Origin of the sequence: Arthrobacter sp. UC242_113, assembly GCF_044054585.1 — a bacterium.
Lineage (GTDB): Bacteria > Actinomycetota > Actinomycetes > Actinomycetales > Micrococcaceae > Arthrobacter.
This window is the reverse complement of sequence record NZ_CP171968.1, coordinates 1,710,493-1,723,455: the sequence shown is the minus strand read 5'-3', so window position 1 is coordinate 1,723,455 and position 12,963 is coordinate 1,710,493. Positions and strand designations below refer to the sequence as shown.

Here is a 12,963-nt window from a genome sequence, read left to right as displayed (position 1 = left end):
CGATACTGTCATGATCATGCCCACAAATCACGGAGACGAGAAAAACGCCCAGGCTGACCGGGAACAGCTCGCCGCCGTGCGGGTTGCTGTGGACGAGGTGGACGAGCAGATCGTCACGCTGATCGCCCGCCGCGAGCGCCTGATCCGCATCGCGGGAACCCTGAAGGGTGACGACGCCGAAGTGCGGGCGCCGGGACGCGTGGAGCGGGTCATCGAGCATGTGCGCCTGGCTGCCGAGAAAAAAGAAATAGACCCGGACATCGTGGAAACCACGTACCGGGCCATGATCTCGAAGTTCATCGAGCTTGAAATGAAAATCCACAACGACAACGGCTGAGCTGTTGCCACCGGCTGCGGACAGGTTCCGTCAGCTGACAGGCGCGCCGGGGCGCGGGGCCGGCTGATCCGGGCTGCCGCCCGGCGCCGCTCGCGGGGGCACTGACCCTCTAGAGCTTCTCCTCGACAGGCACGCCGGACTGGAATTCCCGCCCGTCGGCCTCGCTGAACGCGGACATAAGGTGGCTCTTGTCCAGCCCCAGCACTGTGCTCATGGGGAAGTTGCCCGTGATGGTGTTGCCCGAATGCTCAACGCTGCTGAGGTCGAAGTTCTCCTCCGTGCCGTCATGGCTGAAGGAGTAGATCGAAACCGCCTCGCCGTTCATGAACTCGATACCCAGCCTCCGTTGATGAGAATAATCCGGAGTGGCAGCCACGAGCCCCACAACAAAGGCGCCCGATGCTGGAATGTTGCCGTCGATATCGAACTTGGCCACCAATGTGCTTTCTTTGGCGGCGATGCTTACCTGCTTCAGGAGCGCGTCATTGGAACTCATGGGACCATCCTGCCCTGTGAGCCGCCGTCCGTCCACACCCATCTAGGTTTTGTCCCAGGCGCGGCGTAGACTGGAACTATTCGAATACATATTCGAATGACTGCAGTGAATGACTGCATTGAATGACTGCGTATTTCTGCAGGATGAGATGGTATCCGGAGGCACCCATGGGAACGTTCAGCGAGTCTGTTGACGTCGTCTGCGCACCTACCGGTGAGCCGGCGGAGCTTCGCTGGGGCGGCAGGGAATACCGGGTCTGCGCTGACCCCATGCGCTGGTACGAACGCCGCCAGTGGTGGGCGGAAGAACGGCGTGCCCCGCTGGGAAGCGGGCCCGGGCTTGTGGACCATGAGATCTGGCGCGTGCAGGTCCTGCCTGCCGGCCGAAGCAGCCCGCCGGAAAATCCGGCTGCAGACCCATCTGAGCTTTTGACGCTTGACCTGGTGCGGCATACCGGCAGCGGACGCTGGCGGCTGCTCCGGATCCACGACGCCCTCCGGCCCAAAGACGTACCCCAGCACAAATCAGCATGAGCTTCACTCACCTACACGTTTCCACCGCCTTCAGCGCCCACTACGGTGTCTCCTGGCCGGAAGAACTTGCCCAGGCAGCAGCGGCCCAGGGAGCAACCGCCCTTGGGTGCACGGACCGGGACGGCCTCTACGGCTCCGTAAAACACCTCAAGGCATGCATGGCTGCCGGGATTGACCCGGTGATCGGCGTGGATCTGTCAGTGTTCGCCGACGAGGCGGACCATGAGGTCGGGATGCCTGATTCGCAGATGGCTGGGGCCCGGTTTTCCAAAACCCGGTTTTCGGCGGAACGAGTCACCGGGCGGGTCGTAGTGTTGGCGCACGGCCACAACAACGGTGCGGGGTACAAGGCACTGTGCCGGCTGATCTCCGACGCACACGCCCGCACCACGGGCAAGGCCGGGGGAACGGTGCCAGTTGCCATCACCAGGGCTGAGCTCGCTTCACGCGTCCTGGACCCGGAAACCCTCAAGCCGGTGCTGACCGTGCTGCTGGGCCCGGATTCCGACGTCGGCCTGGCCCTGGGCGGGCGGCGGTACCTCCGGCCCCGCACCCTTTTCAAGGGCTGGCTGGACGCCATGCCCGCCGGAAGCGTCGGGGCAGAGATCGTCACCCACCTCAGCGCGCCGGGTGAACCCTTAAGCACGGCCCACGCGGTCCGCATGCTCAAGCTGGCACAGGAGTATGGCGTGCCGGCCGTGCTCACCAACGCAGTCCGTTACTGCGAGGAGGACGGGGCTGCCACCGCCGACGTCCTGGATTCGGCCCGTACGCTGAAGTCGCTTCCGGAACTCTCCTCTGCCCCGCTGCTCCAGCCCAACGGGCAGGGCTGGCTGAAAACCCCGGACCAAATGGTGGAGCTGGGCAAGGAAATCATCCATGCCGCCGGCTACGGTGCCGCCGATCTCCAGGTGCTGCTCGCACAGACTGAGGCGCTTGCGGACCGTTGCCGCATGGATCCCGTGTCCGACATGGGCTGGAAGCAGCCGGTGGTGCCCGAGGCCGCCGTCATCGGCATTGAAGGGGACCCGCTGGCAGAACTGGCCCAGCGCTGCGAGGCCGGAATTGCGCGGCGATTCCCCGGCATCTCCGGTAAGGCGGAAGCAGACATGCGCGCCAGGCTGCAGCATGAGCTGAAGATCATTGCCCGCCTCGGCTTTGCCTCCTACTTCCTCACCGTAGCCGAGGTTTCCCGGATGATCCTGGACATGAATGTGAGGGCTGCAGCACGGGGATCGGGTGCTTCCAGCCTGGTCAACTATTTGATCGACATCAGCCAGGTGAACCCCCTCCAGCATGACCTGATCTTCGAACGGTTCCTCTCCGGGGACCGGTCCACGCTGCCTGATATCGACATTGATGTGGAAAGCGCGGAGCGGCACAACGTCTACCGGAAGATCTTTGACCGGTTCGGCTCCCAGCGCGTCACGCTGATGAGCATGCAGAACGGCTACCGCGCTCGCGGTGCGGTGCGGGACGCCGGCATGGCTTTGGGGATGGACGACGGCGATGTCGGCGAGATTGCCAAACAGCTGTGGCGCTTTTCGGCACGGAAGTTCCGGGAAGCTCTGGAGGAAAAACCGGAACTCCGCGAATTCGCCGGACGGGTGGAACAGCGAAACTTCTCTGAGAACCAGCAGCTGGACCTGCTGGTGGACCTCACCGAACGGCTGGACCGCCTTCCCCGCCACATCTCCATGCACCCCTGCGGGGTGATCCTCGGAGATGCCTCACTGCTGGACCGTACTCCCGTCCAGCCCAGCGGCCTTGGCCTGCCCATGAGCCAGTTCGACAAACACGACATGGACCCCATGGGCATGCTGAAGCTGGATGTCCTTGGTGTCAGGATGCAAAGTGCCATGGCCTTTGCCGTGCGGGAGATCATCCGGATCCACCCCTCCAAGGCTGAAGTGGTGGCGGCCGGAGCCCATCCCGCTGGGCCTGGTGGCTGCGGGCCGGACTACATCGCCGAGGATGGCCTGATCGACCTCAACGCAGTTCCTCTTGATGATGAGCCGACGTATGAGCTGATCAGAAGCACCCACACGCTGGGATGCTTCCAGATCGAATCTCCGGGCCAGCGGGAACTGGTGGGGAAGATGGCCCCGCGCGAGTTCAACGACCTCATCATCGACATCTCACTGTTCCGCCCCGGTCCCATGAAATCCGACATGGTCCGGCCCTTCCTTGAACACCGGCACGGCTTCGCTCCGGAGACCTACCCACACCCGGACCTGATGCCGGTACTGAAGGAAACCCACGGGGTGACGGTCTTCCACGAGCAGATCCTGAGGACCTTTGATGTGATGACCGGCTGCGGGCTGGCGAAAGCCGACGAGTTCCGCCGGGCGCTGAGCGACGAGGTCAAGGAGGGCCAGGTGGAGGAGTTTTTCCGCCGTGAGGCAAAGGCCAGGAAGTATTCGCCGGAGGTGGTGGACAAGGTCTGGGGCACCCTGAAATCGTTCGCCAGCTTCGGGTTCTGCAAAGCCCACGGCGCCGCCTTTGCCGTGCCCACCTACCAGTCAGCGTGGCTGAAGGCCCACCATCCAGAGGCCTTCCTCGCGGGCCTGTGGGAGCACGATCCCGGCATGTACCCCAAGCGACTCCTTGTGGCCGAGGCACGGCGCATGGGCATCCCCATCCTTCCGCTGGACATCAACCGCAGCGCGGCGGAATACCGGGTGGAGCGTGTCGCGGAGGGCCCGGACCAGGGAAAGCTGGGCATCCGGCTGAGCCTCAACGGCATCTTTGGGCTGTCCGGTACTGAACTGAAAAGGATCGTTGCAGGCCAGCCCTATGACTCACTGGCGGATCTGCGGGCACGCTCCAGGCTGAGTAAACCCAGCATCAAGCGGCTCGCCCAACTCGGTGCCTTTGACATGCTGCACCGGGAATCCGGCGGGACAGCCAACCGGGCAGACCTTGTCCACCACCTGCAAAGCCTGCAGTGCAAGCCGGCAAAGAAAGGCGCCGAGGTCATCGAGGGACAACTCGCGCTGCCCCTGGGGGATGTCGAGCTGCGGAACGTCAAGCCCGGGCTTCCTGAGCCCACCACAGTGGAGAACGTCCGGGCGGAACTCGACCTGATGGCGGTTGACGTCAGCGAACACCTGATGTCCAGCCACCGGCCGCTCCTGGACAAACTTGGCGTCACCACTGCGGACAGGTTGCTGGAACTGCGCAATGGCACGGAGGTGCTGGTGGCCGGAGTGAGGATCGCCACCCAGACCCCGCCCATGCGCGGCGGCAGGCGTGTGGTGTTCATCAGCATCGACGACGGCACCGGGTGCGTGGATTCCGTGTTCTTCCATGAGGCCCAGGAGCACGCAGGCCCGCTTCTGTTCGGGACCCGACTGCTGCTGATCAGGGGAACCACCCGGCGGACCGGTCCGCGCGGCATCAGCCTCAGCGCCAGCATGGCCTGGGACCTCAGCCAGGTGAACACCCTGCCGTTTCCCGAACCGGAAACCGGTGAACGGGGGAGCGCTGAGCATGGAAATCGTGAACCTGGGGACGCCGGACCGGATAATTCTGAACAGGACTTCTGGCAGCCGGGACCCCTGGAGGGCATCAGCAGAAATTTGGCCATCACCGGCTTGGGAAGCTGACCGGCCCTTCCCATTTCCGCTCTTGCGTCGCCATGTTCCGCTTCGCCGCCACCGTGGCGCTTTGGCTCGCCACTTCCGCAACAGATAGCATTGACGAGGCTGGCTGTGGTCCCCGTACGCCACAAGCTACGAAGCCTGAACTTTGAATAGGAGACACCCGTGTCAGATGCCCAGCAGATCACCCTCATCGTCGATGGCGAAGAAATGAAGGTGACTACCGGGACCACCGGCGCGGAACTCTTCTTTGAGCGCCGCGACGTCGTAGTGGCCCGGGTCGACGGCGAACTCAAGGACCTGGACCAGCCCCTTCCCGAAGGTGCCCAGGTAGACGGCGTCACCATCGATTCCCCCGACGGGCTCAACGTGCTCCGCCATTCCACCGCCCACGTGATGGCCCAGGCCGTGCAGCAGCTGCGCCCGAACGCCAAGCTGGGCATCGGTCCCTACATCACTGACGGGTTCTACTTCGACTTCGACGTCGAGGAACCCTTCACCCCGGAGGACCTGAAGACCCTGGAAAAGATGATGCTCAAGATCATCAACCAGAACCAGAAGTTCGTCCGCCGCGTGGTCTCCGAGGACGAGGCCCGCGAAGCCATGAAGAACGAGCCCTACAAGCTCGAACTGCTGGGCAAGAAGAACGACGCCGCCGATGCCGGCGAAGGCGTCAACGTCGAGGTGGGCGCCGGCGACATCACCATCTACGACAACGTCGACCGCAAGAGCGGGGACAGCATCTGGTGCGACCTGTGCCGTGGCCCCCACCTGCCCAACACCAAGCTCATTTCCAACGCCTTCGCCCTGACCCGGTCCTCGGCGGCGTACTGGCTGGGCAACCAGAACAACCAGCAGCTGCAGCGCATCTACGGCACCGCGTGGCCCACCAAGGACGCCCTGAAGGCGTACCAGGAGCGCATCGCGGAGGCCGAGCGCCGCGACCACCGGAAGCTTGGCGCCGAGCTGGACCTGTTCTCCTTCCCGGACGAGCTGGGCTCGGGCCTGCCGGTCTTCCACCCCAAGGGCGGCATCATCCGCAAGGCCATGGAGGACTACTCCCGGCAGCGCCACGTGGACGCCGGCTACGAGTTCGTCTACACCCCGCACATCACCAAGGGCCACCTGTACGAGGTCTCCGGGCACCTGGACTGGTACCGGGACGGCATGTTCCCCGCGATGCGCATCGACGCGGAGCTCAACGAGGACGGCACCGTCCGCAAACCCGGCCAGGACTACTACCTGAAGCCGATGAACTGCCCCATGCACAACCTCATCTTCCGCTCGCGTGGCCGGTCCTACCGCGAACTGCCGCTGCGGCTGTTCGAATTCGGTTCCGTCTACCGCTACGAGAAGTCCGGCGTGGTCCACGGCCTGACCCGCGTGCGGGGCATGACACAGGACGACGCCCACATCTACTGCACCCGCGAGCAGATGAAGGACGAGCTCACCACCACGCTGAACTTCGTCCTCGGCCTGCTCAAGGACTACGGCCTGGACGACTTCTACCTCGAGCTGTCCACCAAGAACGAGGACAAGTTCGTCGGCGACGACGCCACCTGGGAGGAAGCCACGCGCACCCTGGCCGAAGTGGCAGAGGCGTCCGGGCTGGAGCTCGTTCCGGACCCGGGCGGAGCCGCGTTCTACGGGCCCAAGATTTCGGTCCAGGCGAAGGATGCCCTGGGCCGCACGTGGCAAATGTCCACGATCCAGCTCGACTTCAACCTGCCTGAGCGCTTTGAACTCGAGTTCCAGGCTGCCGACGGCACCCGCCAGCGCCCCGTCATGATCCACCGTGCCCTGTTCGGATCGGTGGAGCGGTTCATGGGCGTCCTCACCGAGCACTATGCAGGCGCCTTCCCGGCGTGGCTCGCTCCCGTGCAGGTGGTGGGCATTCCGGTGGCGGAGGCCTTCAACGACTACATGTTCGACGTCGTCGACAAGCTCAAGGCTGCCGGCATCCGCGCCGAGGTGGACATCTCCTCGGACCGTTTCCCGAAGAAGATCCGCACGGCCAGCAAGGACAAGATCCCGTTCGTGCTGATCGCCGGCGGAGAGGACGCCGAGGCAGGCGCCGTCTCCTTCCGGTTCCGGGACGGCAGCCAGGACAACGGCGTGCCCGTGGCCGAGGCCGTCCAGCGGATTGTGGACGCCGTCCGCAACCGGACCAGCTAGCCGCGGCGGAGGGGGCACACGTGCAGGAGAACACAGGGTCGGGCTATCCGGGCGACGCGGAGGTGACGGACGACTTCGGCCTCGCCGGCGTTCCGGATGCCTTCCAGCGGCTGTGGACTCCGCACCGCATGGCCTACATCAAGGGCGGCCAGCACCAGTTCAAGAACGAGAACGACTGCCCGTTCTGCATCGCGCCCGCGCGCACCGATGAGGAATCGCTCATCGTGTACCGCGGACGCACAAGCTATGTGGTGCTGAACCTGTTCCCCTACAACCCCGGCCACCTGCTGGTGTGCCCCTACCGCCATGTCCCCGACTACACTGACCTGACGGTGGAGGAGACGGCCGAATTCGCCGACCTGACGCAGACCGCCATGCGGGTGCTGCGGAAGGTGGCGAATCCCGGCGGCTTCAACCTGGGCATGAACCAGGGGGTTGTGGGCGGGGCCGGCATCGCGGGGCACCTGCACCAGCACATCGTTCCGCGCTGGGGCGGGGATGGAAACTTCTTCCCCATCATCGCCCAGACCAAGGCGATCACCCAGACCCTCGACGAGGTCCGCCAGCAGGTTGCCGACGCCTGGCCCGGGGAGACGCATGCTGAATAGGCATGCCCGCGGGTTCTTCACCGCGCTGTTCACCCCGCTTGCACGCTGGCTTCTGAAAATTGGCGTCTCGCCTGACGCGATCACCATAGTGGGAACGGCCGGCGTGGTGGTCGGCGCCTTGGTGTTCTATCCGCTGGGCCAGCTCTGGTGGGGAACGCTCTTCATCACGCTGTTCATCTTCTCCGACGTCATCGACGGCATCATGGCGCGGATGCAGAACCTCGGCGGGCGCTGGGGCAACTTCCTGGACTCCAGCCTGGACCGGCTGGCTGACGGTGCCCTCTTTGCCGGCCTGGCCATCTGGTTTTTCACCGGCGGCGCGGACGCCCCCATAGCCATTGCCGCCGTCGTCTGCCTTGTCCTTGGCATGGTGGTTTCCTATGTCCGGGCGAAGGCCGAATCCCTCGGCTTCCAGGCGAACGTGGGCATCGCCGAACGTGCTGAACGCCTGGTCTCCGTCCTGGTGATCACCGGCCTCACCGGCGTCGGACTGCCACCGGTTGTGCTGCTGGCGACCCTGGTGCTGCTGGCCGCGGCGAGCCTTGTCACGGTGGTCCAGCGCGTCCTGGCCGTGCGCCTCCAGTCGCTGGCAGACTCCGAACCGACCTGATTAAGCCGGGCTGCCGCCGTGGGACTAGTATATCAGGACTGCCGGTCAATGAATCCGGTATTCCGGTGTGTGCTAAAGGGCATGTCCTTGCCGCCTGCACTGCCGGCGAAAGGTCATCTAGCTACCCATAGGGGTTTTTGTGTCTACACCTGATGTAAGCAACGAAGCCGGCTCGTCCGCCAACAGCGTGACGGGCAGCAACCGCGTCAAGCGCGGCATGGCAGAGATGCTCAAGGGCGGCGTCATCATGGACGTCGTCAACGTCGAACAGGCCCGCATCGCCGAAGATGCCGGTGCCGTTGCCGTCATGGCGCTCGAGCGCGTCCCGGCCGACATCCGCGCCCAGGGCGGCGTGTCCCGCATGTCCGATCCGGACATGATCGACCAGATCATCGATGCCGTTTCCATCCCGGTCATGGCCAAGGCCCGCATCGGCCACTTCGTCGAGGCCCAGGTCCTGCAGTCCCTCGGCGTGGACTACATCGACGAGTCCGAGGTCCTGACCCCGGCCGACTACGTCAACCACATCGACAAGTGGAACTTCAAGGTTCCCTTCGTCTGTGGTTCCACCAACCTCGGTGAGGCGCTGCGCCGCATCAACGAGGGTGCTGCCATGATCCGCTCTAAGGGCGAAGCCGGCACTGGCGACGTTTCCAACGCCACCGGGCACATGCGCCAGATCCGCGCCGAGATCGCCAAGCTCGCTGCCCTGCCCGAGGACGAGCTGTATGTCGCGGCCAAGGAACTGCAGGCCCCGTACGAACTGGTCAAGGAAGTTGCCGCCACCGGCAAGCTCCCCGTCGTGCTGTTCACCGCCGGCGGCATCGCCACCCCGGCGGACGCCGCGATGATGATGCAGCTGGGCGCAGACGGCGTGTTCGTCGGCTCGGGCATCTTCAAGTCCGGCAACCCGGCCCAGCGTGCCGCCGCCGTCGTGAAAGCCACCACCTTCTTCGATGACCCGGACGTCATCGCCAAGGCCTCCCGCGGCCTGGGCGAGGCCATGGTCGGCATCAACGTGGACGAAATCCCGCAGCCGCACCGCCTCGCCGAGCGCGGCTGGTAACTCGCGCTTCTGGGGGCGCCTTTGCGCTCCTGATAGAACGACGCCGGCCCGCCACCTTCGAAGGTGGTGGGCCGGCGTCGTTCTTTATTCGAGGCCGCGGCGCTTGAGCAGTGGTTCGAGCCGTGCGTCGCGTCCTCGCAGGGTGCGGAACGACTCGAGCGGATCCCGGCTGTTGCCGCGGGAGAGCAGCTCGGCGCGGAACCGGTCGCCGTTGGCCCTGCTGAGGCCGCCGTTCTCTGTGAACCAGTCCACGGTCTCGGTGTCCAGCACCTCGCTCCAGATGTAGGAATAGTAGCCCGCCGAATAGCCGTCGCCCGCGAAGATGTGCTGGAAGTAGCCGGTGCGGTAGCGCGGCGGAATCAGCGGATGGGCAACCCCTGCCGCGGCCAGTGCCTTCGCCTCGAATTCCAGGGCGTCCTGCGGAATGCCGTCGGTGTCCAGCACGTGCCAGGCCAGATCCAGCAGCGCCGCACCGAGGTACTCGGTGGTGGCGAAGCCCTCGCCCCACAGGCGGGACTCGTTGAGCCGGTCGACGACGTCCTGGGCCAGCGGCTCCCCGGTGGCATGGTGGCGGGCGTAGTTGGACAGCACCTCCGGCCACATGATCCACATTTCATTGACCTGGGACGGGTACTCCACAAAGTCCCGCGGCACCGACGTGCCGGAGAACCGCGGGTAGGTGACGTCGGAGAACAGCCCGTGCAGGGCGTGGCCGAACTCGTGGAACGCCGTGCGCACCTCATCGAGCGTGAGCAGCGTGGGCTCACCCGCGGGCGGCTTGGAGATGTTCAGGTTGTTGATGACCACCGGCTTGGTGCCCAGAAGCGCCGACTGGTCCACCAGCGAATTCATCCACGCCCCGCCCCGCTTGGTTTCGCGGGTGTAGTAGTCGCCGAGGAACAGCCCCAGTTCCGCTCCGTCCGCGTCCCGGACCTCCCAGATCCGGACGTCCTCGTGGTAGCCGGCGAGGTCCGTGCGCTCATGGAAGGTGATGCCGAAGAGCGAGGTCGCGGCGAAGAACACGCCATCCGTCAGTACCCGGTCCAGCTCGAAGTACGGCCTGAGGGCCTGCTCGTCCACCGTGTACCGTTCCCGACGCACCTTGGCGGAGTAGTAGGCCCAGTCCCAGGCCTCCAGCGGGTGGCCTGCGCTCTCGGCCAGGGCCTCGGCCTCGGCGTCGGCGTTCCGGACCGCGGCGGGCGCCAGCCGGTTCAGCATGGACCGGACAGCTCCGAAGTCCGGAGCGGTCTGCCGGTCCACCACCAGTTCGGCATAGTTGGCGAAGCCCAGCAGGGCCGCCTTTTCGGCGCGGAGCCGGACCAGGGAGTTCACAAGGTCGAGCACGTCGAGGTCACCGCCGGTACTGCCGCGGGCCACTGACGCCTCGAAGAGCCGCCGGCGCACGTCCCTGTTGTCCAGTGCAGCGAGGGCGGGCTGGTTGCTTGGCTGGATCAGCGTCAGGAGGAACTTGCCGTCATGCCCGGCAACCCGGGCTGCTTCCGCGGCGCTGGCGATCTCATCCGCGGGAAGGCCGGCGAGGTCATCGGCACTGTCCAGCAGCAGGGCGGCGGATTTCATCGCCTCCTTGGTGCGCTGCCCAAATTCCGTGCCCAGCCGGGACAGTTCGGCGTTCAGCGAACGGAGCCGGTCCTGGCCGGCATCGTCCAGTTGGATCCCGGACTGGCGGAACTCCTTGAGGTACTCCTCCACAAGCCTGGCCGATTCGGCGTCCAAACCCGCGGAATCCACGGCCGCGAACCGCTCGTAGAGTCCCCGGTTCAGGTATACGGCATCCTGGTGCGCGGCGAAGCGGGGCGACAGTTCCGTCTCCAGGTTTTTGATGGCCTCCGAGGCGTCGGCCGAAACGAGGGTGAAGAAAGAAGCCGCGGCGCGGTCCAGCAGCCGGCCGGACTTCTCCATGGCCAGCGCCGTGTTGTCGAACGTGGCGGGCTCCGGGTTGTCCACGATGGCCTGGATCTCGGCCAGGTGGTCGTTGAGTCCGGCGTCAACCGCCTCGGCGTAGTGGCCGTCGTCGATGTCAGCAAACGGTGGCAGTCCGAAGGGCAGGGCGCTGGGGGAGAGGAGGGGATTGGTCATGAAACAACCCTTTCATGCAGCTCTGCGGTGCACAATGTTTTCGCGTGCTCTTACGGGCGGGTTGCCCGCCGCCAGCTTCCGGCAGACTTACGCTGGGGTCATGGGGAACACCAACGTATCCGGTCGTGCATTCCAGGCGGCCGCCGCTGCACTGCTGATGGCGGGGCTGGCGTCCTGCGGCGTGGCCGCCGAGCAGGCCCGGCCGCAGCCGGGTAACCAGTCCGGCAGTGTATCCGGCAGCCAGCCTGCCAGTGCGGCCGGCCAGCCTTCGGGCCCGGAAACGCAGTCCAGCGCCGGCAGCACTGCCGCTGCAACCCCGACGGCGGACCCCACCCCGAGCACCGCAGCCACCCCAACCCCGGGTGCCGGTCCCGCCTGCGCCTCGGTCCGCTGCACGTCTGTCCTGGTGACCGGCGACATGCTGGTGCACACCCAACTGTGGCAACAGGCCCACGAAGATGCCGTCGCCGCGGGGGTTAAAGGACTGGACTTCGGCCCGCTCCTGGAAGGGCAGCGGCGCTATATCGAACAGAGCGACCTCGCCATCTGCCACCAGGAAACGCCGGTGTCCCTGCCGGGGGGACCGTTCTCCGCGTACCCATCCTTCAACGTCCCGCCGCAGATCGCCGCTGCCGCTAAGTCGGTCGGCTACCGTGCCTGCACCACGGCCAGCAACCACACCATCGACCAGGGCACCGAGGGCCTCACCAGGACCCTGGATGTGCTGGATACAGCAGGGCTGGAGCACACCGGCTCCTACCGGACGCAGGCCGAGTCCCGGGGCATCCTGATCCTGCAGACCGATGCCGCCCGCATTGCCGTCATTGAGGGCACCTACGGACTCAATGGGCAGGTCCCGGAACAGCCGTGGCAAGTGGACATGCTCGACGCCCCCACCATGATCGCCAAGGCAAAGGAGGCGAGAAGGCTGGGCGCGGACATCGTCCTGGGCGCCATGCACGCGGGGGACGAGTACGCCAGTGCCCCGAACGCCCAGCAGCTGGACGTGGCGCACGCGTTGGCGGACAGCGGCCAGTTCACCATGATCTATGGGCACCACACACACTCGGTGCTCCCCGTCGAAAAGTACAAGGGAACCTGGATCGCCTACGGCCTGGGCAACGGCGTGACGGAACTGTCCCCGACGTACGTCGTCAACAATGAGGGCCTGCTGCTCCGGGCACAGTTCAGCCAGGACACTGCCGGCAAGTGGACCGCATCCGACGTCGCCTGGGCGCCGTCGGTCATCGTCAGCGCCCCCTACCGCTGGTGCTCCGTGGCCGCTGACGCCCCGCAGGGCGTCTGCGCCAGTCCCGCCGCTGACGCCGGCACCCGGCTGAGGACCAAACAGGTGGTGGAATCCATGGGCGCGGCGCAGGCCGGAGCCCGCGAACTGCTGGTCACCAAGGAACGCTGAGACTGGAGCACCGTCCTTGGCG

The 12,963-nt window shown here is 65.6% G+C and carries 10 protein-coding genes; 8 read left to right on the top strand and 2 right to left on the bottom strand.

Features of this window, described 5'->3' with window-relative positions:
• Window positions 1–10 precede the first annotated feature (10 nt).
• A complete protein-coding gene (locus tag ACHMXB_RS07640) occupies window positions 11–337 on the top strand; it encodes a chorismate mutase (RefSeq protein WP_395404164.1) in 327 nt (108 codons plus the stop codon).
• 109 nt (window positions 338–446) lie between these two features.
• Here the strand turns inward: ACHMXB_RS07640 and ACHMXB_RS07635 are convergent, their stop codons facing one another.
• Entirely contained in the window at window positions 447–833 is a 387-nt protein-coding gene (locus ACHMXB_RS07635; RefSeq protein WP_003800653.1) for a hypothetical protein, read from the bottom strand.
• 167 nt (window positions 834–1,000) lie between these two features.
• Here ACHMXB_RS07635 and ACHMXB_RS07630 point away from each other — a divergent pair, with 167 nt between their 5' ends.
• From ACHMXB_RS07630 to pdxS, 6 genes are all read left to right on the top strand, one after another.
• On the top strand, window positions 1,001–1,366 hold the full coding sequence (locus ACHMXB_RS07630) for a DUF6504 family protein (protein ID WP_395404162.1): 366 nt from the start codon (window positions 1,001–1,003) through the stop codon (window positions 1,364–1,366).
• Complete coding sequence (locus tag ACHMXB_RS07625) at window positions 1,363–4,974, top strand: DNA polymerase III subunit alpha (RefSeq protein ID WP_395404160.1); 3,612 nt, start codon at window positions 1,363–1,365, stop codon at window positions 4,972–4,974. The genes ACHMXB_RS07630 and ACHMXB_RS07625 overlap by 4 nt, the downstream gene beginning before the upstream one ends.
• A 204-nt stretch (window positions 4,975–5,178) precedes the next feature.
• Window positions 5,179–7,143, top strand: a complete 1,965-nt coding sequence (gene thrS, locus ACHMXB_RS07620) for a threonine--tRNA ligase (RefSeq protein ID WP_395405181.1) — start codon at window positions 5,179–5,181, stop codon at window positions 7,141–7,143.
• A 20-nt stretch (window positions 7,144–7,163) separates the two neighbouring features.
• The gene (locus ACHMXB_RS07615) at window positions 7,164–7,751 is read left to right on the top strand and encodes an HIT family protein (RefSeq protein WP_395404158.1); all 588 of its coding nucleotides are present in this window, start codon (window positions 7,164–7,166) and stop codon (window positions 7,749–7,751) included.
• Window positions 7,741–8,361, top strand: a complete 621-nt coding sequence (gene pgsA / locus ACHMXB_RS07610; protein ID WP_395404156.1) for a phosphatidylinositol phosphate synthase — start codon at window positions 7,741–7,743, stop codon at window positions 8,359–8,361. The genes ACHMXB_RS07615 and pgsA overlap by 11 nt, the downstream gene beginning before the upstream one ends.
• Before the next feature lie 139 nt (window positions 8,362–8,500).
• Window positions 8,501–9,427: a pyridoxal 5'-phosphate synthase lyase subunit PdxS gene (gene pdxS / locus ACHMXB_RS07605; protein WP_102972340.1), complete on the top strand. Its 927-nt coding sequence runs from the start codon at window positions 8,501–8,503 to the stop codon at window positions 9,425–9,427.
• An 84-nt stretch (window positions 9,428–9,511) separates the two neighbouring features.
• Here pdxS and ACHMXB_RS07600 read toward each other — a convergent pair whose 3' ends face one another.
• The gene (locus tag ACHMXB_RS07600) at window positions 9,512–11,524 is read right to left on the bottom strand and encodes a M3 family metallopeptidase (protein WP_395404153.1); all 2,013 of its coding nucleotides are present in this window, start codon (window positions 11,522–11,524) and stop codon (window positions 9,512–9,514) included.
• 100 nt (window positions 11,525–11,624) lie between these two features.
• Here ACHMXB_RS07600 and ACHMXB_RS07595 point away from each other — a divergent pair, with 100 nt between their 5' ends.
• The gene (locus ACHMXB_RS07595) at window positions 11,625–12,941 is read left to right on the top strand and encodes a CapA family protein (RefSeq protein ID WP_395404151.1); all 1,317 of its coding nucleotides are present in this window, start codon (window positions 11,625–11,627) and stop codon (window positions 12,939–12,941) included.
• The last annotated feature ends 22 nt before the right edge of the window (window positions 12,942–12,963 follow it).

Excerpts from the sequence above, each read along its gene's own strand:
- ACHMXB_RS07640 (WP_395404164.1), top strand. The coding sequence starts at position 11 with ATGATCATGCCCACAAATCACGGAGACGAGAAAAACGCCCAGGCTGAC.
- ACHMXB_RS07635 (WP_003800653.1), bottom strand. The coding sequence starts at position 833 with ATGAGTTCCAATGACGCGCTCCTGAAGCAGGTAAGCATCGCCGCCAAA.
- ACHMXB_RS07630 (WP_395404162.1), top strand. The coding sequence starts at position 1,001 with ATGGGAACGTTCAGCGAGTCTGTTGACGTCGTCTGCGCACCTACCGGT.
- ACHMXB_RS07625 (WP_395404160.1), top strand. The coding sequence starts at position 1,363 with ATGAGCTTCACTCACCTACACGTTTCCACCGCCTTCAGCGCCCACTAC.
- thrS (WP_395405181.1), top strand. The coding sequence starts at position 5,179 with ATGAAGGTGACTACCGGGACCACCGGCGCGGAACTCTTCTTTGAGCGC.
- pgsA (WP_395404156.1), top strand. The coding sequence starts at position 7,741 with ATGCTGAATAGGCATGCCCGCGGGTTCTTCACCGCGCTGTTCACCCCG.
- ACHMXB_RS07600 (WP_395404153.1), bottom strand. The coding sequence starts at position 11,524 with ATGACCAATCCCCTCCTCTCCCCCAGCGCCCTGCCCTTCGGACTGCCA.
- ACHMXB_RS07595 (WP_395404151.1), top strand. The coding sequence starts at position 11,625 with ATGGGGAACACCAACGTATCCGGTCGTGCATTCCAGGCGGCCGCCGCT.